This is a genomic window from Caulobacter sp. SRI_014 (assembly GCF_057586315.1).
In genome coordinates this window covers 683,498-703,383 of record NZ_JBYCZQ010000001.1, presented here as the reverse complement: position 1 = coordinate 703,383, position 19,886 = coordinate 683,498, and the positions used below count along the sequence as shown (strand labels likewise).

Below are 19,886 nucleotides of genomic sequence, written 5' to 3'. Positions count from 1 at the left end.
AGGGTGTCATGGGGACGCTGGCGGGCTGGGTTGGACGACATCGGGTCCGGCCGGCGGCGCCGTCGATCCCGCGAGCCCTCGACTTCCGCCGCCTGGTCGGCGAGGCCGCCTGGAGCCGCCTGCCGCTGGCGGTGCGCGAACGCTTCGGCGTCCACCGGATCGGCGAGGAGATCGTCTACCCCGGCGAGATGGTGGTCCGCGCCAGCCGCTTTGGCCGCGCCCTCGCCCAACTCTGCCGCCTGATCGGCACACCCCTGGCCCCTTGGACCGGCGAGGCGGTGCCCATGCGGGTGGTTGTGCGGATGGAAGAGCGCGGGGTGGTCTGGGACCGATGGTACGGCTTCGCCGGCCGGCCGGAGGTTCTCGTGACATCGCGCAAGCAGTTGGGCCGTGCGGGTGAGTTGCTGGAGGTGGCGCGCGGCGGTCTCGGCATGCGGTCGGAGGTTACCGTCGAGGGCGGCGCCCTGCATTTTCGCGGCAAGGGCTATGTCTGGGTGCTTGGGCCGCTGGTGATCCCGCTGCCCACCGTGCTGACCCCCGGCGCGGCCCATGTCGTGCACGAGGATCTGGGCGGCGGGCGGTTCCGCTTCGCCATGCGCTTTGTCCACCCCTGGCTGGGCGAGACGATCTTTCAGGAAGGGATCTTCGGCGACCCCTACTGAGCCAGCCGCACCACACCGCTGCTGGCCTTGTTGCCCACCCCGCCCGGCACCGGCACCGAGGAGCCGGCGTAGTTCTTGTTGATCACCAGGTCGGGGTTCTGTTCCAGCTTGATCGAGCGGCTGACGATGACGGTCCAGGCGGACTGGTCGGCGATGCGGTTCTGGCCCCTGATCTTCAATTCGGCGTTGGGGATGTAGACCGTTCCAAGCAGTTCCCGGGCTGAGCTGGAAGAGATCTCGAAGGTATTGGTGTTGTCACGGGTGGTGGCAATGACAAAGCCCGCGTAGCTACCCTGACGGCGGCCGCGCAGATTGATCTTCGAATTGTCCTTGAACTGGAACTGGGCGTCCTTGCCGAACACCAGCACGATATTGTCGCCAACCAGGGTCGAGTCTTCCTTCAGTTCCAGCTTGCCCCGTTGGAAATAGTGCTCGCCGGGCAGCAGGGTGATTATCGACGACTTCACGGCCCTGATGTTGCCGCAGTGGACACCCGGAAGCAGGACGATCGGCGCCAGTTCGGCGACCAGGTCCAGCGGCGAACAGAGGGCGCCCGGCGGGTTGATGGCCATGGTCGAGAACGGATCGTCGATGACCGGCGCGTCGGTTTGGGGAGCCGGCGTGATGGCTCCGGTCGCCAGGCCTGAAGCCTGGACGACGCCGGCCGACAGGGTGGCCGAGTTCTGCAGTTTCACGTCGGAATTGGAATGCACCAGACAGCCTGGCGCCAGGACGGCGGAGGAGTCCCGCATCTCGATCAGGTCGCCCTTGTCCTCGCCGAAGCTCAGCACGCACAGGGGCGTGGTTCCCATGTTCTGGGCGTTGGCCGTGATGGTGAAGTTCCAGCCGCCGGGCGGCAGCATGTTGGCGAAGAAGCTGTTGCGGTTGACGACCAGCTGGACCTGGACGACGCCCTCGTCGGTATCCGGCGTAACGGCGGCGGTGTAGGTCAGCCGACCGGCAAGGTCGCTCAGCTGTTCGGCCATCGTCGTCTTGGTGCGTTCGGCCAGGCCGTTGTTGTCAGCCATGCCCAGCTGTTTGGCGGCCATCAGGGCGGCGCCGTCGGCGACATCCTGCATCTTCTGCTTGTCGGCGCTGACACTCGCCAGGTCGATGCCGCCTAGAGCCAGGATTGCAATGACCGGGACGGCTAGCGCGAAGGTTGTGATGACGTTCCCGCGTCGGTCGTCCTTCAGGCGGCGCACCAGATCGAGAAGGCGACGCCAGGCAGCCATCAGGTCGTGTCCTGCTGGTGGGCGGCGGCCTCGACGGCGGCGGCGAAGTCGGCGGCGTATTCCCGCAGTTCAGGATCGGCCCGCAGGGCCACGGCGAGGAAGCGCGAGCCCTGCTGGGCGACCGCCTTCAGGGCTGCGTCGGCGCGGCTCCGGTCGTGGCCGACCCGGTTACGCTCTTCCAGCAGGAAGGCCTCGTTGGCGCAGGTGCGGTGCACGTAGCGGACCTGGTAGTTCAGCAGCCGCCAGTTGATCGGCTTGGCGATGAAGCTGGTGGCGCCGGCGTCGAAGGCGCGGTCGATGGCGGCGGTGTCCTCGCGCCCGGTGACGACGATGACGGGCAGATGCTCCGTGTCCGGATCGGCCCGCAGCGACCGCAGGACCTCGAACCCGTCGACATTTGGCATGTCCAGATCGAGCAGGACTAGGTCGGGCTTGCCGGCGGCGATGGCGGCCAGGCCTTCGGCCCCGTCGGCGGCGGTTTCGAGCCGCATGTGCTCGGAGGCCAGATGCACGGAGGCGAACTCGCGCAGGATGGGATCATCGTCCACGAACAGCAGACGAAGATCGGCCTGTGCCGAGTAGTAGAAGGCCCGCCGAAGCTGGACCCGCGCCTCCATCTTTCCTCCCCCAAAATAGGTCTAACGCCCCACATTAAGCACGAGGTCATTAATGCCGGGTAACGTCGGTTTTCGCTTAAGTCTTGGACAGAACGGAAGTTTTCGTGGTCGGTAAGTCGGGGGTCCGGCACAGAAGCTCGATACGCACCCGGCTGGCCCTTCTGGTGCTGGCCTCGGTGAGCGTCGCCGTGGCCGTCATGACCCTGGTCAGCGCCGTGCGCGACGGCCGCCGCGAGGCCGCCCTGCAGCTGGAACAGTTCCGCGCCGCGGCCGCCGTCCTGGCCTCGACCAGCGCCGAGGCGACGGCGGAGAACAGCACCGCCAGCGCCTATCGTTCGCTGCGAGCCATCAATCTGCTGCCGGGTGTTACCTACGCCCGCATCGAGACGATGGACGGCCGGACCCTGGCCGAAACCGGCTCCGGCGCTCGGCTGAGCCGCGATGTGCAGGTGGCCGGCAAGGGCGAGGCCTCGACCGCCTCCCTCCTGCGCTCGGGCACCGTCGAGGTGCGCGCGCCCGTGGTCCATGGCCGCAAGCGCGTGGGCGAGGTCGTCCTGCTGGGCCAGACCAGCGGCATCATGGGCCGGCTTGGCGGGGCGCTGGTGGTCAGTCTGCTGGCCGGGATGGTGGCGGCGTTGTTCGGTCTGCTGGTTGCCTGGCGGCTGCAGCGGCGGATCACCGCGCCGATCCTGTCGCTGAAGGACAGCATGGCCGCGGTGCGGGCCACCCACGACTACGACAAGCCGACGCAGGCGCATGACCGGGCGGACGCCGAGATCGCCGAACTGGTTGAAGGCTTCAACGCCATGCTGGCCGAGGTGCGGACCCGCGACCGTGAGATCGCCGGCCATGTGGAGGGCCTGGAGCGGACGGTCGGTGAACGCACCGCCGACCTGCGCATCGCCAAGGATGCGGCCGAGAGCGCCAACGCCGCCAAGAGCGACTTCCTGGCGACGATGAGCCATGAAATCCGCACGCCGATGAACGGCATCATGGTCATGGCCGAGATGCTGGCGGCCGGTGAGCTTCCGGCCCGGCAACGCCGCTTCGCCGAGGTCATCGCCAAGTCGGGGTCGAGCCTGCTGGCGATCATCAACGACATCCTCGATTTCTCGAAGATCGAGGCCGGCAAGATGGACCTTGAGGCGGCGCCGGTCGACCCGGCCGAGATCGTCGAGGACGTCGCCAGCCTGTTCTGGGAACGGGCCCGTTCCAAGGGGCTGGACATTGCCGCTTATGTCGATCCGGCTACGCCCGCCAAGGTGCTGGGCGATCCGACGCGCCTGCGCCAGGTGGTCGGCAACCTGGTCAACAACGCCATCAAGTTCACCGAGACCGGCGGGGTGATGATCACCGTCGAGCCCGCCATCCTTGCTGGGGGGGAGGGCGGCCTGCGCGTCCGGGTGCGAGACAGCGGCATCGGCATCGCGCCCGACAAGATCGGCAGCCTCTTCGGGGCCTTCACCCAGGCCGACCAGTCCATCACCCGGCGGTTCGGCGGCACCGGCTTGGGCCTGGCCATCTGCAAGCGGCTGGTCGAGGCCATGGGCGGCGAGGTCGAGGTGGCCAGCCAGGTCGGCAAGGGATCGGTGTTCGGCTTCTCGGTTCCGCTAGACACCCTGGAGGCGGCTCCGGCCTGGCCGCAGCTGACCGCGCCGGTCGGCCTGTCTCTGGCCGGGCCCTGCACCCGGGCGGTCGCCACCCGCTACCTGACCGCCGCCGGCTTGACGCCGCAGGGCCTGGACGAGGCCGGGGCGGCCCTGGTCATCGCCGACCCGTCGGCCCTCGAAGCGGGGGCGAGGCCGGATGCACCGACCCTGGTGCTCGGCGAATACGGCGATCCGAAACCCGCCGCCCTGACCAAGGCCGGCAAGGCCGACGCCGCCCTGATTCAGCCACTTCGCCGAGGCGATCTGATGCGGGCGTTGAGCCAGATCGCCGCCGGCCAGCCTTTGACCGATCCGGCCGAGACGGAAGCCGCCCAGACCGCCGGGGGAGGGTTGCCGAGCTTCGTTGGCCGCCGGGTGCTGGTCGTCGACGACAGCGCCGTCAACCGCGAGGTGGCCATGGAGGCCCTGTCGCGGCTGGGCGCCGCCTGCGACACCGCCGAGGACGGCCGCCAGGGCGTCGAGGCGACCGTGACCGGCGCCTACGACCTGGTGCTGATGGACGGCTCGATGCCGGAGATGGACGGCTATGAGGCGACCCGCGAGATCCGCAGCCGTGAGCAGGATCGCCGCACCCCCATCGTCGCCCTGACCGCCCATGTGGTCGGCAGCGCCGCCGACCAGTGGCGCGAGGCCGGCATGGATGATGTGCTGCACAAGCCCTTCACCCTGGCGGGCCTCGCCGGCGTCATGGCCCGCTTCGTCGAGCCATCGGCCGAGTCCGCTCCGGCCGAGGCGCCCGCTCCGGCGGCGGCCGCGCCCACCCCGAGCGGTACGGTCAGCGACCTGCTCGATCCGGAAGTGACCACCGAACTGGCCCGCATGGCCGCCTCGGGCAAGGGTGACTTCGTCGAGCGCGTCCGCCGCCTGTACCGCGAGAACGCCCCGCCGGCCGTCGAGGCCTATCTGGAGGCCGCCCAGTCGGGCGACATCGACGGCGCCGCCCGCGCCGCCCATGCCCTCAAGTCGATGAGCCTCAACATCGGGGCCCGGGCCGTGGCCGAGACCTGCGCCCAGCTGGAAAGCCAGGCCCGCGACGAGGCCGTGGTCGATGCTGCCGCCGGCCTGGCGCTGCAGGGCCAGTTGGCCGCCACCCTGGCCGTGCTCGACGCCCATATGCCGGCCACCAAGGTCGTCCCGGCCCTGTCGTCGGAAGACGCCGCCCTGACCCTGGCCCTGGCGAAGGCCGCCGAGCGCGGCCAGTTCAGCCTGGCCTACCAGCCGCAGTTCAGCCGCGACGGCCAGTCGGTGACCGGCTGCGAGGCCCTGATCCGCTGGACCCACCCAACACAGGGCCCGATCGGCCCCAACCGCTTCATTCCGCTGGCCGAGAAGGCGGGGCTGATGGGGCCGATCACCCGCTGGGTGATGCATCAGGCCATGGTCGATACGGTCAACCTGCAGGGGCTGCCGGTCAGCATCAACGCCAGCGCCCTGGATGTGGCCGATCCCAGCTTCGTCGACGACCTGTCGGCGATGATGCTGAAACACGCCTTCCCGCCCGGCCGGCTGGAGGTGGAACTGACCGAAACCGCCGTCCTGGCCGACGAGAACGAGGCCAAGATCGCCATCGACCGGCTGCAGGCGCTGGGCGTCTCTGTGGCGCTGGACGATTTCGGCATGGGCTACACCAGCCTCAACCAGCTGCGGCTCTATCCGTTCAACAAGCTGAAGATCGACCGCTGCTTCATCATCGGCTGTCCGGGCGACACCACCAGCGCCACCCTGGTCCATGCGGTGATCAGCGTCGGTCGGGCCCTGGGCATGAAGGTCGTCGCCGAGGGTGTGGAGACCGAGGAGCAGCGCAAGTTCCTGGCCGTGGCCGGCGTTCACGCCTTCCAGGGCTATCTGTTCGCCAAACCGATGCCGATCGAGCATCTTGCCGCCATCTGGGAACGGCGGCTGGTGCGCGCCGGGTAAAGCCTGCCAGGCCGAAGTGTGTCCGGTTCGGCCGCCCGGGCAGGCCGGCAATGTTTGGAGGGGACCTTTGATGCCGGATCGTGATCCGCCGGACGGAAGCTTTCGCGACCGGCTCTATCGCCAGCTTGATCCGGAGGCCCGGCGCAGCGGCCTGTCGCCGACCAACTGGGCGCTGGCGCTGTTCATCGTCTTCGCGTCGCTGATCGCCATCGTCGCCACCGAGCCGACGATCCATGATCGCTACGCCCGCCTGTTCTGGATGTCCGAATGGGCGTTCGGCGGGGTGTTCGTGGTCGAGTACCTGGCCCGGCTGTGGGTGGCGCCCGAGCGACCGGACGCCAAGGGGCCATGGTCCGCGCGGCTGCGGTTCGTGACCTCGTTCAGTGGCCTGATCGACCTTCTGACCATCATCGCCACCCTGACCCCCGGGGCGCCGGCCGGGCCGCTTCTGCGTGCCTTCCGCCTGCTGCGGGTGCTGCGGCTGGCCAAGCTTGGCCGGATGAGTTCGGCCTGGGGGCATATCGGCGAGGCCATCTCCTCACGCCGGGCCGAGCTGTTCCTCAGCCTGTTCGCCGGCGTCGGGCTGATGGTGTTCTCGGCGACCCTGCTCTACCTGGCCGAGGGTGACGCCCAGCCGGACAAGTTCGGATCCATCCCCCGCGCCCTGTGGTGGGCGGTGGCGACCCTGACCACCATCGGCTACGGCGACATCTATCCGGTGACGCCGCTGGGCAAGCTCCTGGCCTCGGTGACGGCTGTGACCAGCATCGGCCTGATCGCCTTGCCAACCGGGATTCTCGCGGCCGCCTTCAGCGACGCCATGGCGCGGCACCGCGAGCGGGTGGCGGCCGGCGAGGTCGACGACTAACCGGTGTAGAAGGCGACCGTGCGGTCTCCGGCCTCGCGGGCGGCGTCGGCGTCCGCGCTGTCGGCCAAGGAGGCTCGCACCCAGGCGTCGCTGCTGGCCTGGCAGAAGGCGATGCCCTCGTCGGTGCGGGTCCAGCCGGACAGCTGATCGGCGTTGACGCCGTTGCCGGTCGCCAGGAACAGGCGCAGGCCGCGGAGGGCGAGGTCCCAGCCGACGCCGGTGGCGCCGGGGCCGTAAGTCCCCCAGGTCTCGTCGGTGACGGTCATCAGATGTTCGAGGGAAAAGCGGGTTCCCGCGCCGGCCGGATCGAGGCCGAGGGTCACCCAGCTGAGCATGCCGCCGTAGCGCCAGGTGACGGCCAATCGGCGGGCCGGGTCGCAGTCCAGGATCTCGCCCTCGGCGTTCTGGCGCAGGCGGTAGTGGCCGCCCTGCTGAAGCTTGCCCTGGCAGCGGAAGAACCAGACCCCGAGCTGCCGGGGGTCGGCGATGGCGGCCCAGACGGCCTCCGGCGGGTGATCGAAGACATCGCTCAGGCCCACGACGCGGGCCGGTTCGCTGTCCTGGGTCTGACGCGCGGTCCAGCGGGCGACGGTGTGGGTCATGGCCGCGCGGCGTACTCGGCGATCAGGGCCCGATAGGCCTCCATCGGCGGGAACTCGCCGTAGCTGTACGGGGCGCCGGTCCTGGCCCAGGGGAAGGCGGCCGAGGCGTAGGTTTCAATGAAGGGCTCGAGGCCCGACGGGTCGTCCAGCATCGGGGTGCGGACGTTGACGAAGGGCGCGCCCTGCGGCCGGGTGAACATCCAGCTCAGGCAATGGGGGCAGTGGAAGTGGATCGGCGGCGCGCCGACGCCGCCGATGACGGGCTCGCCTTGAGTGACCGCGAAGCCGTCGGGCGACACCGCGACGCTGAGGCTGTAGGGCCCGCCGGTCATCCGCTGGCAGCCCTTGCAATGGCAGGCCATGGTCAGCAGGGGCGGGGCGGTGATCGCAAAGCGCACCTGGCCGCAGCGGCAGCCGCCGGTTCTGGATGTCATGGTCAGTCTCCCTGGCCGAAACGGTAGCCGACGCCCGGCTCGGTGAGAATGACCTGGGGGTTCGACGGGTTGGCCTCCAGCTTCTGGCGCAGCTGGCCGATGAAGACGCGCAGGTACTGGATGTCCTGCTCGTGGGCGGGACCCCAGACGGCGGTGAGAATCTGGCGGTGGGTCAGGACGCGGCCCGCGCCGCCGGCCAGGCTGGCCAGGAGGTCGAATTCCTTGGGCGACAGGCGGACCGATGCGCCGGCCCGGCTGACCCTGCGATTGACCAGGTCGATCTCGACATCGCCGGAGCGCATCACCTCTTCCGCGCCCTCGCGGCGCAGGCGGTGGCGCATGGCCACCCGCAAACGGGCCAGCAGTTCGCCGACCCCGAACGGCTTTTCGACGTAGTCGTCGGCCCCGGCGTCGAGAGCGTCGATCTTCTCGGTCTCGCGGTCGCGGGCCGACAGGATCAGCACCGGCCCGTCGTAGAAGGCCCGCGCCTTCACCAGGGCCTCCTTTCCGTCCATGTCGGGCAGGCCGAGGTCGAGGACGACGGCGTCCGGGGCCTTGCGGGCGATCTCGCGCAGGCCGCTGGTCGCATCGTCGGCGCGCACCGGCTCGTAGCCCGCCGCCTCCAGGGCGGGGCCCAGGAAGCGATGGATCTGTGGCTCGTCGTCGATGACGAGGATGCGCGGACGAAAGGCGGTCAAAGCAGATGGTCCGGGGTCACGACTTCCTTGCGCAGGCTGATCAGAATGCGGGTGCCGCGTCCATCCTGGATGGGACTGGCGGCGGCGATGCGGCCGCCCATGGCCTCGACGAAACCCTTGGAGATGGCCAGGCCCAGGCCCGCGCCCTTGCCCCGGTCGGAGGCTTCTTCCATGCGGCGAAAGCGCTCAAACACCCGCTCGAGCTCGGCGGTGGGGATGCCACGGCCCTCATCCTCGATGGAGATGACGACGTTGCCGCGATCCTCGTAGGCGGCGGTCTCGATGGTCGAGCCGTCGGGGCTGTAGGCGATGGCGTTCTCGAGGATGTTGACCAGGGCCTGTTCCAGCAGGCTGGGGTCGATCTTGACCATGCTGAGCTGGGCCGGGAAATCGCGCTCCAGGGTGCGGGCTTCCAGCCGGCGTTCGACCCGGCCGATGGCGGCGCCGAGGACGTCACGGATGTCGGTCCATTCGCGGCGGGTCTTGAGCGCTCCACCCTCGATGCGGGTCATGTCGAGCAGGTCGCCGACATAGCGGTTGAGGCGCTCGGCCTCCTCGCGGATCGACAGCATCAGGTCATCGCGGACGGCGGGCTTCATCGACTTGCCGAAGTCGATGAGGGTGGTGACGGCGCCGAGCACGGTCGACAGCGGCGTGCGCAGGTCGTGGCTGACCGAGTTGAGCAGGGCCGAGCGCAGTTTGTCGGACCGGCGCAGGGCGTCGGCGTCGGCGGCCTCGGCGGCGAATTCGGCGCGCTCCAGGGCGATGGCGCCCTGGTCGAGCAGGGCCAGGGCGAAGCGTTCGTCCTCCTCGGCGGCCAGGGCCTCGGGTTCCAGGCCGACGACGCCGGCCCGGGCCTTGACCCCCTGCAGCGGGCGGAAGGTCCATGCGACATTGGGCAGGGTGCCGGTGCGGGCCCCGGCCGGCTCGCCCTTCTCCCAGGTCCAGCGGGCGGCGGCGAGGTCGGCGGGCGAAAGGGGTTCGAGGTCCGGGGCGCCGGCCGTGGCGACGATGTCGTCACCGCCGGGCAGAAGGACGACGGCCTTGCCGCCGGTGGCGGCGGCCAGCTGTTCGGCCAGGGCGGTGGCGGCGTCCTCCTTGCGGGCGGCGCCCGACAGGCGGCGGCTGGAGGCCAGCAGGGCGGAAACGGCGGAGGCCCGGCGGGCGGTGGCTCTCGCCTGGTCGCGGACCCGGCCGGTCAGGTAGCCGGTCGTCAGGGCGGCGGCGAAGAAGACGAAAAAGGTCAGGACGTCGGCCGGATGGCCGATCAGCATGGTCAGCCGTGGTTCGAGGAAGAAGAAATTGTAGATCAATGCCGAGACCGCCGCCGCCGTCACCGCCGGCCACAGGCCGAAGGCCAGGCCCGAACCCAGCACGCTGAGCATGAAGATCATCGCCAGGTTGGCGTTCTCGACCTTGCTGTCGATCGTCCAGGCGATGGCCACGGCGATGGCGACCAGGCTGAGGGCGCCGACCTGGCCACGCCATTGGAAACGACCCCTGACGGGCCGCGCCGGCGGGACAGGCCGGTCGTCGGCGGCGGCGTCGGTAATGATGTGCAGGGCCGCGCCGGCCGCCTCCTCCAGCAGGGCGGGGGCCAGAGAGCGGCCGAACAGACCTCTCCATTTCGAGCGGCGCGACTTGCCGACGACGATCTGGGTGATGTTGTTGCGGCGGGCATGGTCGAGGACGGCCTGGACCAGATCGTCGCCGGTCAGCACGACGGTGGAGCCGCCCAGCTGTTCGGCCAGTTTCAGGGCTTCGTTGAGGCGCACGCCGCCGGCCGGGTCGCCGGCCCCGCGGTTGGGCCGCTCGATGTGGGCCACCGTCCAGGGGGCGTCCATCATCATGTCGCTGAGGCGCCGGCCGGCCCGGACCAGGGCCCCGGCCATGCCGTCGGGGCCGATCAGGACGAGGATGCGCTCGCCCGCCGCCCAGGGGCCCTCGACACCGGCCCGTTTCATGGCCTGGGTCAGCTGGTCATCGACCGTCTGGGCGGCGCGGCGCAGGGCCAGTTCGCGCAGGGCGGTGAGATTCTCCGGCTTGAAGAAACGGTCAGCGGCGAGACGGGCGGTCTCCGGGACATAGACCTTGCCGGCCGCCATCCGCTCGCGCAGCTCGGTCGGGGTGATGTCGATGACCTCGATGTCGTCGGCTCTGGAGAGGGCGCTGTCGGGCACCGTCTCGCGCTGGCGCACGCCGGTGATCTTCCAGACCACCTCGACCAGGCTTTCCAGGTGCTGGACGTTGAGGGTGGTCCAGACGTCGATGCCGGCGGCCAGCAGTTCCTCGACGTCCTGCCAGCGCTTGGGATGGCGGGAGCCTGGGGCGTTGGAGTGAGCGTATTCGTCGACCAGAAGGACGCCCGGCTTGCGGGCCAGGGCGGCGTCCAGATCGAATTCGAGAAGGGCGCGATCGCGGTATTCGATCGGCTTGCGTGGCAGGACTTCGAGGCCCTCAAGCAGGGCCTCGGTCTCGCGTCGGCCGTGGGTCTCGACCACCCCGACCAGCACGTCGCCGCCGGACGCCTTGAGGCGGCCGGCGGCGCTCAGCATTTCGAACGTCTTGCCGACCCCGGGAGCCATGCCGAGGAAGACCTTGAGCCGTCCCCGTCCGGCGGATCTGGCGTCCGCCAGCAGGGCGTCGGGATCGGGGCGGCGCGGCTCGTCTGGCGTCATCGTGGCGGACGTTGCTCCGTTCGCGACGCGGCGTCGAGGGCCAGATTGACCTTCAGCACGTTGACGCGCGGCTGGCCCAGGAAGCCGAGGGCCGGCTGCTCGGTCGCCGCGGCGATGATCGACCGCACCCTGGTCGGCGCCATGCCGCGAGCGGCGGCGATACGCGCCACCTGGCGCTCGGCATTGGCCGGTGAGACGTCGGGGTCGAGGCCGGAGCCGGAGGCGGTGACGGCGTCGACCGGGATCGGGGCGGTGTTGCCAGTGCGCAGGGCGTCGGCGTCCGTCTTCACGCGGGCGGCGTAGTCGGCGTTGAGTGGGCCGTAGTTGCTGCCCGATGAGCCGGCGGCGTCATAGCCCTTGCCGGCGGCCGAGGGGCGGGGGTGGAGATACCCCGGCCGGGTGAAGGCCTGGGCGATCAGCGAGGAGCCGACCACCTTGCCATTGTCGACGACAACCGAGCCGTCGGCCTGAGCCGGCAAGGCGGCCTGGGCGATGCCGGTGATGGCCAGGGGATAGCCCAGGCCCAGCACGCCGGTGAACAGGACCATCGAGACGAGGGCGGGGCGGAGATGGGAAAGCATGTCTGTTGTCCTTGAAGGGGCTCAGGCCCAGCCGAGGCCTGCGACGACCAGGTCGATCAGCTTGATGCCGATGAACGGCGCGACGAGGCCGCCCAGGCCGTAGATCGACAGGTTGCGGCTGAGCAGTTTGCTGGCTCCGATGGCGCGGTACTTCACGCCGCGCAGGGCCAGCGGGATCAGGGCGACGATGACCAGGGCGTTGAAGATCACCGCCGACAGGATGGCGCTCTGCGGGCTGTGCAGCTCCATGATGTTCATCCCGCCGAGGGCCGGCAGGCTGGCCACGAACAGGGCCGGGATGATGGCGAAGTATTTGGCCACGTCGTTGGCGATGGAGAAGGTCGTCAGGGCGCCGCGGGTGATCAGCAGCTGCTTGCCGACCTCGACGATGTTGAGGACCTTGGTCGGGTCGCTGTCGAGGTCGACCATGTTGCCGGCTTCGCGGGCCGCCTGGGCGCCGGTCTGCATGGCCACCCCGACATCGGCTTGAGCCAGGGCCGGGGCGTCGTTGGCCCCGTCGCCGCACATGGCGACCAGCCGGCCCTTGGCCTGTTCGGCACGGATCATGCGCAGCTTGTCCTCCGGGGTGGCCTCGGCGAGGAAGTCGTCGACCCCGGCCTCGCTGGCGATGGCGGCGGCGGTGACCGGGTTGTCGCCGGTGATCATCACCGTGCGGACACCCATGCGGCGGAGATCCGCGAAGCGCTCCTTCACCCCCGGCTTGACCACGTCTTTCAGGTGGATGACGCCGACCAGGGCGCCGTTCTCGCTGCAGGCCAGCGGCGTGCCGCCCGAGCGGGCGATGCGGTCGACGGCCTGGCGGAATTCGGCCGGGGCGTCTTCGGGGCCAAGGCCGATGGTCTTCAGGACGGCATCGACCGCGCCCTTGCGCCAGCTATGGCTTCCGGCGTCGAGGCCCGACTGGCGGGTGACGGCGGAGAAGGCGATGAAGGTCGCGCCCTCCGGGGTTTGGGCGGACAGGCCCTGTTCGCGGGCCAGATCGACGATGGAGCGGCCTTCCGGCGTCTCGTCGGCCAGAGACGCCATCAGGGCGGCGCGCAGGGCGGCTTCGGGGCGGACGCCGGGGGCCGGGACAACCTCGGTGGCCAAGCGGTTGCCGAAGGTGATGGTGCCGGTCTTGTCGAGCAGCAGGGTATCGACGTCGCCCGCCGCCTCCACAGCACGGCCGCTGGTGGCCAGGACGTTGACCTTGAGCAGGCGGTCCATGCCGGCGATGCCGACGGCGCTGAGCAGGCCGCCGATCGTCGTCGGGATGAGGGTTACGAACAGGGCGCCGAGGATCATCGGGTCGAGCTTGACCCCGCTGTAGGCGCCCAGGCCCACCAGGGTCACCACCGCCACCAGGAAGACCAGGGTCAGGCCGGCCAGCAGCACGGCCAGGGCCAGTTCGTTGGGCGTCTTGCGGCGGTCGGCGCCCTCGACCATGGCGATCATGCGGTCGAGGAAGGTCGAGCCCGCCTCGCTGGTGATGCGCACCTTGATCCAGTCGGAGACGACGGTGGTGCCGCCGGTGACGGCGCTGCGGTCGCCGCCGCTTTCGCGGATGACCGGGGCGCTTTCGCCGGTGATGGCGGCCTCGTTGACGGAGGCGACCCCCTCGATGATCTCGCCGTCGGAAGGGATGACGTCGCCGGCCTCGACCAGCACCACCTCGCCGACGCCCAGCTTGTGGGCCGGGGTGGGGATCCAGGTTCCGGTGTTGGGATCGACCAGCAGCTTGGCCTTGGTGGTGACCCGGGTGGCGCGCAGGGCGTCGGCGGCGGCCTTGCCCCGGCCCTCGGCGACGCTCTCGGCCAGGTTGGCGAAGAGGACGGTGGCCCAGAGCCAGAGCGCGATCTGGACCTCGAAGCCTGCCGGCTGGCCGGAGGCGATGGCGACCACGGCCGAGACGGTGGCCAGGGCGGCCACGACTTCGGTGGCGAGGATGACAGGGTTGCCGGTCAGCTTGCGCGGGTCGAGCTTGAGGAAGGCCGACTTCAGCGCGTCGAGGACGACGGCGCGGGAGAGGGTGGCGGAGCCGATGGAGCGTTTGGCGCCGGTGGCGATATCGGACATTGGAATGCGTCCTTGAAGGGGATCAGCGGGCCGCCGCCAGCACCTGGAAGTGCTCGACGATCGGGCCAAGGGCGAGGGCCGGGAAGAACTGCAGGCCGCCGAGGATCAGGATGATCCCGATCAGCAGCCCGACGAACAGCGGCCCCGAGGAGGACAGGGTGCCGGCGGTGGGAGCCAGCTTGGGCTTGGCGGCGATGGAGCCGGCGATGGCCAACACCGGCACGATGTAGGCGAAGCGGCCCAGCAGCATGGCGATGCCCAGGGTGGTGTTCCACCAGGGGGCGTTGGCGGTCAGGCCGGCAAAGGCCGAGCCGTTGTTCCCCGCCGCCGAGGTGTAGGCGTAGAGCATCTCCGACAGGCCGTGAGGACCGCTGTTGAGCAGGCCCTTGAGAGCCTCCGGCAGCACCGCCGCCACGGCCGTGAAGCCGAGGATGGTGATGGGCAGGATCAACACCGCCAGCATGGCGAACTTGATCTCGCGGGCATCGACCTTTTTGCCGAGATACTCCGGCGTGCGGCCGACCATCAGTCCGGCGACGAACACGGCCAGCAGGGCCATGACCACCATGCCGTACAGGCCTGAGCCCACGCCGCCGGGCAGGATCTCGCCCAGCTGGATCATGAACATGGCGATGCCGCCGCCCAGGGGGGTGAAGCTGCCGTGCATGCCGTTGACTGCGCCGTCGCTGGCGCCGGTGGTGTAGGCCGAGAAGATGGCGGTCGAGGCGGCGCCGAAGCGGACTTCCTTGCCCTCCATCGAGGGGCCGTGGGGAACCGACGCGGCCTGCAGAGCCGGTTGGGGCGTCAGGGTCTCGCTGGCGTAGATGCCGCCGGCGGCGGCGCCGACCAGGATGACCATGACGGCTGCCAGGGCGCGAGCTTCCTTCGTCGCGACGACCATGCGGCCGAAGGCGAACACCGCCGCCAGGCTGAGCACGTTCATGGCAACGATCTCGATCAGGTTGGTCCAGGCGTTCGGGTTCTCGAACGGATGGGCCGAGTTGGCGTTGAAGACGCCGCCGCCGTTGGTGCCGAACTGCTTGATGATTTCCTGGCTGGCGACCGGGAACAGGGCCAGGGTTTGCTGGCCGCCCTCGAGGGTGGTCGCTGTCGTGGAAGCCGCCAGCGATTGCGGGACGCCCAGCGCCACCAGCACAAGGGCGCCGACGAGGCTGACCGGCAGCAGGACATAGAGGACGATCCGAACCAGGTCGGTCCAGAAGTTCCCGAGACCCTCGGCCCGGTCGGCGGCGAAGGCGCGGGCGACAGCGGCGGCGATGGCCAGACCGGCGGCGGCGCTGACGAAGTTCTGCACCGTCAGGCCGGCCATCTGGCTGAAGGTCGAGAGCGTCTGTTCCGGCGAGTAGGACTGCCAGTTGGTGTTGGTGACGAAGCTGACCGCAGTGTTGAAGGCCAGGTGCGACGACATGCCGTCAAACCCTTGAGGGTTGAACGGCAGCAGGCCCTGCAGGCGCAGGATGGCGTAGAGGAACAGGAAGCCGGCGGCGCTGAAGGCCAGCACGGAGGCGGCGTAGGTCAGCCAGGTCTGCTGGCTGTCACGCTTGACGCCGAGCAGGGCCAGGGTCCCGTTCTGAACGGGTTTGAGGACCGGATCGAGCCAGGTGCTCTCGCCGGTCCAGACGCGTTTGAGGTATGCGCCGAGCGGCCAGCTCAGCGCCAGTGTGAGGCCGATCGTGAAGACGATCTCGGCCCAGCCCCGCCAGTCCATGCGAGGTCTCCTTCCTAGAATTTGTCGGGTCGGATGAGGGCCGCGACCATGTAGATCGCGAGGCCGACGGCGGCGGCGCCATAGAGAAGGGTCACGAGCATGGCTCAGACCTTGCGCAGCAACGCGGCGTAGAGGCCGAAGAGCGCGAACGCTCCCAGCCCCAGGGCGAGGAAGAGGATATCGGCCAAGGCGGCTCTCCTGATTGGGAGCCGGAAGATGCCGCCAGGGCGCGTCAGGGTTCGAGCCGGAAGGACGCGCCCGCAGATAAGGATCGCATAAAGACCGGGCCTAGAACCGGAACTTGATCCCGGCCCGCACGCCCCAGGTCAACAGGCTGTCGCTGGTCAGGGCCGTGTGCTTGCCGTCGAGGAACAGGTCGTCGCCGCTGCTGGGATTGTACACTGCCCCGACCTCGTCGATGTAGCTGGCGTCGACGCCGACGCCGATGGAGACCTTCTCGCCCAGCGGGATTTCGCCGAACAGGCCCATCGCCACGGCCCAGGTCAGGCCGTCGTCATCATCATCGATATCCAGGGTGAAGTCGGCGTCCGCTCCGCTGCACAGGCCGCAGACGTTCCGCTCCCGGCTGTCGAGCTCGCTCCTGCGCCAGAAGCCGCCGGCCGAGGCCCAGCCGCCGATGTTGAGCCAGGGCGTGACCGGAGCCCCGAACTGCACCCCGCTGCCGACGCCGATCAGGGTGTCGGTGACCTCCTGGCTGCGGCTCTGGGTGAGGTCGAAGGTCATGCCGGGGAAGACCACCTGCCCCCGTGCCCAGCCGTCGTAGTCGCGGTTGATGTGCAGGGCGTCGGCATAGAGGAACCAGGTGGCCGGACCGTCCGAGCGCCGGGTCAGCTTGGCCTCGACGTTGACCGATGAGACATCGACGCCGGTTCGCCAGTCGAGGCGGCGGTTGCCGATGTTGAGCCCCGTCGATCCGCCCGGCGAGAAGTCGCCGTAGACGAAGCCGGTGGTCAGGCCCGGCTCGTCCTCGAAGCCCTCGTCCTCCTCGTCGCCCCAGGCGTACTGCATGGCCGTGGTCAGCACCCAGTCCTCGCCGATGTCGCCGAAGAAGATCAGGGCGAAGGCCATGAGCTCCAGGTCGTCGGGCTTGCGGCTGGCAAAGGTTTCGTCGCCGCCCGAGGGCCGCTTGAAGCCGACGCCGGCGGAGGTCGGCAGATCGCTGTAATTGTAGCCGATGGTCAGGGCGCCGGTGATGTTCAGCCCCTGCACCCCAAAGCCGGGCACGTGGTAGGACAGCGGGGTTCCGGGACCCACGCCGCGGCCGCCGCGGTCGAGTTCCGCCTTGCGTCTGGCGGCCTCGGCCGGATCGGACAGACGGACCGAGTTGTTCAGCCGCTCGCGGGCCTCCTCCTCCGCCAGGGCGCGGTCGCCGGCGGCGTCGGTGTCGCGGGTGAAGACGGCGCTCTGCTTGCCGGGGCCGAGGTTCTGGCGCTGGCGCTCGCGGGCGATCTTCTCGTAAAGCTGGCGGCGTCGCTCGGCCAGTTGCCGCAGCCGGGCCTGGGCGCGGATCTCGTCGTTCAGCTGTTTGGTGAGGTAGCCGTACATGTCCAGCAGCTGGCTCTGCTGCAGCCGGCCCTGGGCGATCAGGGCGTTCATGTCGCTGACGTTCAGGCTCTTGATGTACTTCTTGCCGCCGTACTCGACGACGTCGCCGATCAGCATGGCCACGCCGATGGCGCGCTGGGCGATGACCGAGAGGCCCCGGGTGGCCAGGCTCTCCACCCCCTCCTCGACGATTTCCTCGCCGACCTCTTTTGGCCCGAGCACCGTCTCGTTCTTGAAGCGGTCGCGGGCGGCGGTCAGGTCCTGCACTGTGCCGCCCTGGCGCTTGATCGCCTCCTCCAGCCGCTCCATGTCGACCCGCGTCTGGCCCTGGCGGTTTGTCGAGAAGCGGATGCTCTCGTCGATGGTCCGGCCCGTGCCCAGCTGGGCCGCTTCCTGCATCACCGCGTCATACTCCGCCTCCATCCCCGCCAGCCTCTGGGCGGGCGTCTGGGTGACAGGGTCCTCGGCCAGGGCCGGGGCGGCGATCCAGGGCGAGGCGACGGCGCCGAACAACAGGGCGGCCTTCAGGGCCGAAACGAGCAGGGGGCGATTGCGGAGCGGTCCCATTCCATCCTCCAGACTGTTCGGGAAGACACTGGGCCTGTGGCGTGGGGTCCGCGTCATCGGTTCTGGTGACGGCCTGACCGAACGCTGGTATCATCATAATGGGTTTGGTTCGGGTTCCGGAGGCATGACGCTTGGGCCGGGGCGAGGCGCTGTTCACGGCCATCGAGGCCATCCATTCGGCGGGGCTGGAACCGGCCCGCTGGACCCAGGCGCTCGGCGCCGTGACGACCGCGACGGGCTCGGCCGCCGCCACCCTGGAAACCTATGACCTGCGGGACTGCCGTCACCGCTTCTGGCAGGGCGTGGGGGTCGATCCGCTGCTGCAGGCCGAATATCTGACCCTGTTCTCGGGCCAGCTGGTCGGGGCGGGCAAGCGGCCCCGCAAGTTCCCGCCTGGCCAGGTGCTGGACCGTTCGGGCCAGGCCCGCGAGCCCTTCTACAATCACTATCTCAACGGCGCCGACATGCGCCCCTTCGCCGCCGCCATGCTGTCCTCGCCGGGTGATCGGCTGGAGACGGTTTTCACCCTTCGGGCCGGTGACGACCAGGTCAGCGGCGAATACCTGCGGGCGGTCGAGGCCCTCAGCGGGCACCTGAAACTGTCGTTGGCGGTTGGTGAGCGGCTGGCCCGGGCCCGGCGACTGGTCGAGGGCTTGCTCGAGAGTCTGGAGCTGGTCGACGCCGGCGCGGCGGTGCTGGCCGCCGATGGACGGGTGCTGCACGTCAACGGCGCCTTGCAGGCCCTGGCCCGGACCGGCGACGGTCTCGACATCGGTGCGGGCGGGGTGAGGCTGGCGTCAGCCGACGGACGGCGGCGCCTGGATCTGGCGTTGGCGGGGCTGGGCGAGCTCAAAGGCAGGCGGCGACTGGCCGCGCCACGGGCCTTTGAGGCGGCCCGGCCGTCCGGCGCCCCGGCCCTGCGCCTGACCCTCAAGCCCCTTTCGGCGCAGGATCTGGAACAGGCCGGCGGTGAGGCGGCGGCGATCCTGCTGGTCCGCGACCCGGTCGCCGACGCGGGACGGCAAGCGCGGGCGGTGCAGGACCGCTTCGATCTGACGGCGGCCGAGACGCGGCTGGCCCAGGCCCTGATGGCCGGGGTCTCGCCGGTCGAGTTCGCGCGGGCGGGCGGGGTCAGCGTCAACACCGTCTACACCCACCTGGCGCGCCTCAAGGAAAAGGTCGGGGCCCATCGCCTGCCCGAGTTGATCGGCCGTCTCAACGGCGTCTAGCGCCAGCCCGCCTCGCGCAGGGTCCCGGCCATCGACCGGCTGACCGGGACCGTCAGGTTCCCCGCCAGGGTCGCCTCGCCCGCGCCGCGCCGCCAGCGCACCGCTTGGATCGCGTCGGCGGCCACCCACCAGGAGCGATGGACGCGATAGCCGTGGGCCCTGTCGAGCTCGGTCATGGCGTCGGCGAAGCGCAGGGTGACGAGTTCGGCGCCGGCGTCGGTATGGACCCGCAGATAGTGGTCATGGGCTTCGACGGCGATCAGTCGGGCGGTGCGCCGCCTGGCCGAGAGGCGGCGGCGGAAGGCGGCCTCGGCATCCGGGAGCGGGGGCTCGATGACCCTGCGGGTCTCGATCCTGACCGGACGGCGGAGCAGGGCGCGGACGGCCATGATCGGCAGGGAGATGGCGAACACCTGCCAGGTGAGGTGCAGCAGGAAGGAGGGATGGGTCACCTGGCCCAGCATCAGGAAGGCGACGATGACGACCAGCAGGGTGACCGGCGGCGTCATCAGCACCGTGGCGGCCAGCACCCTGGGAACCGGCCTCAGGCGGCGGGCCAGGACCTCGTCGATGGCGATCCCGATCAGGCCGCCGCCGATGATCACCGCCAGCCAGTAGGGATAGCGAACGGGCGCGGGCATCGCGTCCGCGCCGAACGGACCGACCACGCCGGCGGTCAGTCCGGCGGCGATCAGCAGCACGGCCTCGGGGCCGAAGCGGCGGCTCCAGTCGGCCAGGGCGCGCGGCAGATCCAAGC

At 69.9% G+C, this 19,886-nt stretch carries 16 protein-coding genes; 4 read left to right on the top strand and 12 right to left on the bottom strand.

What is annotated here, in order from left to right:
• Positions 1-8: 8 nt before the first annotated feature.
• Entirely contained in the window at positions 9-662 is a 654-nt protein-coding gene (locus AC2YG9_RS03730; RefSeq protein WP_487296573.1) for a DUF4166 domain-containing protein, read from the top strand.
• On the opposite strand, the gene AC2YG9_RS03725 is transcribed toward AC2YG9_RS03730, so the two are convergent.
• Positions 656-1,897: a pilus assembly protein TadG-related protein gene (locus AC2YG9_RS03725; protein WP_487296572.1), complete on the bottom strand. Its 1,242-nt coding sequence runs from the start codon at positions 1,895-1,897 to the stop codon at positions 656-658. The two genes, AC2YG9_RS03730 and AC2YG9_RS03725, sit on opposite strands and share 7 nt — an antisense overlap.
• Positions 1,897-2,514: a response regulator gene (locus AC2YG9_RS03720; RefSeq protein ID WP_487296571.1), complete on the bottom strand. Its 618-nt coding sequence runs from the start codon at positions 2,512-2,514 to the stop codon at positions 1,897-1,899. Before AC2YG9_RS03720 ends, AC2YG9_RS03725 begins: the two co-directional genes overlap by 1 nt.
• 104 nt (positions 2,515-2,618) lie before the next feature.
• Here AC2YG9_RS03720 and AC2YG9_RS03715 point away from each other — a divergent pair, with 104 nt between their 5' ends.
• Positions 2,619-6,101, top strand: a complete 3,483-nt coding sequence (locus tag AC2YG9_RS03715) for an EAL domain-containing protein (RefSeq protein ID WP_487296570.1) — start codon at positions 2,619-2,621, stop codon at positions 6,099-6,101.
• Between the two features lie 70 nt (positions 6,102-6,171).
• Positions 6,172-6,969 (top strand): ion transporter, encoded by a 798-nt coding sequence (locus AC2YG9_RS03710; protein WP_487296569.1) that lies wholly within the window; start codon positions 6,172-6,174, stop codon positions 6,967-6,969.
• On the opposite strand, the gene AC2YG9_RS03705 is transcribed toward AC2YG9_RS03710, so the two are convergent.
• The 9 genes from AC2YG9_RS03705 to AC2YG9_RS03665 all read right to left on the bottom strand — a co-directional run bounded on the left by AC2YG9_RS03705 (position 6,966) and on the right by AC2YG9_RS03665 (position 17,900).
• Positions 6,966-7,571 carry an SRPBCC domain-containing protein gene (locus tag AC2YG9_RS03705; protein WP_487296568.1) on the bottom strand — a complete coding sequence of 202 codons (606 nt, stop codon included), beginning with the start codon at positions 7,569-7,571 and terminating at the stop codon, positions 6,966-6,968. The genes AC2YG9_RS03710 and AC2YG9_RS03705 overlap by 4 nt on opposite strands.
• Positions 7,568-8,005 carry a GFA family protein gene (locus tag AC2YG9_RS03700; RefSeq protein ID WP_487296567.1) on the bottom strand — a complete coding sequence of 146 codons (438 nt, stop codon included), beginning with the start codon at positions 8,003-8,005 and terminating at the stop codon, positions 7,568-7,570. The genes AC2YG9_RS03705 and AC2YG9_RS03700 overlap by 4 nt, the downstream gene beginning before the upstream one ends.
• Before the next feature lie 2 nt (positions 8,006-8,007).
• On the bottom strand, positions 8,008-8,703 hold the full coding sequence (locus tag AC2YG9_RS03695; protein WP_487296566.1) for a response regulator: 696 nt from the start codon (positions 8,701-8,703) through the stop codon (positions 8,008-8,010).
• Complete coding sequence (locus AC2YG9_RS03690; RefSeq protein ID WP_487296565.1) at positions 8,700-11,381, bottom strand: DUF4118 domain-containing protein; 2,682 nt, start codon at positions 11,379-11,381, stop codon at positions 8,700-8,702. The genes AC2YG9_RS03695 and AC2YG9_RS03690 overlap by 4 nt, the downstream gene beginning before the upstream one ends.
• Complete coding sequence (gene kdpC / locus AC2YG9_RS03685) at positions 11,378-11,962, bottom strand: potassium-transporting ATPase subunit KdpC (protein WP_487296564.1); 585 nt, start codon at positions 11,960-11,962, stop codon at positions 11,378-11,380. The genes AC2YG9_RS03690 and kdpC overlap by 4 nt, the downstream gene beginning before the upstream one ends.
• 21 nt (positions 11,963-11,983) lie before the next feature.
• A complete protein-coding gene (gene kdpB, locus AC2YG9_RS03680) occupies positions 11,984-14,038 on the bottom strand; it encodes a potassium-transporting ATPase subunit KdpB (RefSeq protein WP_487296563.1) in 2,055 nt (684 codons plus the stop codon).
• A 22-nt stretch (positions 14,039-14,060) separates the two neighbouring features.
• Positions 14,061-15,767: a potassium-transporting ATPase subunit KdpA gene (kdpA, locus tag AC2YG9_RS03675; protein WP_487296562.1), complete on the bottom strand. Its 1,707-nt coding sequence runs from the start codon at positions 15,765-15,767 to the stop codon at positions 14,061-14,063.
• Positions 15,768-15,781: 14 nt separating this feature from the next.
• Positions 15,782-15,868 carry a K(+)-transporting ATPase subunit F gene (kdpF, locus tag AC2YG9_RS03670; RefSeq protein WP_487296916.1) on the bottom strand — a complete coding sequence of 29 codons (87 nt, stop codon included), beginning with the start codon at positions 15,866-15,868 and terminating at the stop codon, positions 15,782-15,784.
• Positions 15,869-16,055: 187 nt separating this feature from the next.
• Entirely contained in the window at positions 16,056-17,900 is a 1,845-nt protein-coding gene (locus AC2YG9_RS03665) for a hypothetical protein (RefSeq protein WP_487296561.1), read from the bottom strand.
• Between the two features lie 131 nt (positions 17,901-18,031).
• On the opposite strand from AC2YG9_RS03665, the gene AC2YG9_RS03660 reads away from it, so the two are divergent.
• Positions 18,032-19,129, top strand: coding sequence for a helix-turn-helix transcriptional regulator (locus tag AC2YG9_RS03660; RefSeq protein ID WP_487296560.1), 1,098 nt, complete (start codon positions 18,032-18,034; stop codon positions 19,127-19,129).
• Here the strand turns inward: AC2YG9_RS03660 and AC2YG9_RS03655 are convergent.
• Positions 19,126-19,884, bottom strand: a complete 759-nt coding sequence (locus AC2YG9_RS03655; RefSeq protein WP_487296559.1) for a LytTR family DNA-binding domain-containing protein — start codon at positions 19,882-19,884, stop codon at positions 19,126-19,128. The genes AC2YG9_RS03660 and AC2YG9_RS03655 overlap by 4 nt on opposite strands.
• Between the last annotated feature and the right edge of the window lie 2 nt (positions 19,885-19,886).

What these genes read in the sequence shown, in the direction of transcription:
- kdpC (WP_487296564.1), bottom strand. Translation starts at nt 11,962, where the DNA reads ATGCTTTCCCATCTCCGCCCCGCCCTCGTCTCGATGGTCCTGTTCACC.
- AC2YG9_RS03730 (WP_487296573.1), top strand. Translation starts at nt 9, where the DNA reads ATGGGGACGCTGGCGGGCTGGGTTGGACGACATCGGGTCCGGCCGGCG.
- AC2YG9_RS03665 (WP_487296561.1), bottom strand. Translation starts at nt 17,900, where the DNA reads ATGGGACCGCTCCGCAATCGCCCCCTGCTCGTTTCGGCCCTGAAGGCC.
- AC2YG9_RS03710 (WP_487296569.1), top strand. Translation starts at nt 6,172, where the DNA reads ATGCCGGATCGTGATCCGCCGGACGGAAGCTTTCGCGACCGGCTCTAT.
- AC2YG9_RS03700 (WP_487296567.1), bottom strand. Translation starts at nt 8,005, where the DNA reads ATGACATCCAGAACCGGCGGCTGCCGCTGCGGCCAGGTGCGCTTTGCG.
- AC2YG9_RS03690 (WP_487296565.1), bottom strand. Translation starts at nt 11,381, where the DNA reads ATGACGCCAGACGAGCCGCGCCGCCCCGATCCCGACGCCCTGCTGGCG.
- kdpB (WP_487296563.1), bottom strand. Translation starts at nt 14,038, where the DNA reads ATGTCCGATATCGCCACCGGCGCCAAACGCTCCATCGGCTCCGCCACC.
- AC2YG9_RS03705 (WP_487296568.1), bottom strand. Translation starts at nt 7,571, where the DNA reads ATGACCCACACCGTCGCCCGCTGGACCGCGCGTCAGACCCAGGACAGC.
- AC2YG9_RS03725 (WP_487296572.1), bottom strand. Translation starts at nt 1,897, where the DNA reads ATGGCTGCCTGGCGTCGCCTTCTCGATCTGGTGCGCCGCCTGAAGGAC.
- AC2YG9_RS03720 (WP_487296571.1), bottom strand. Translation starts at nt 2,514, where the DNA reads ATGGAGGCGCGGGTCCAGCTTCGGCGGGCCTTCTACTACTCGGCACAG.
- kdpA (WP_487296562.1), bottom strand. Translation starts at nt 15,767, where the DNA reads ATGGACTGGCGGGGCTGGGCCGAGATCGTCTTCACGATCGGCCTCACA.
- kdpF (WP_487296916.1), bottom strand. Translation starts at nt 15,868, where the DNA reads ATGCTCGTGACCCTTCTCTATGGCGCCGCCGCCGTCGGCCTCGCGATC.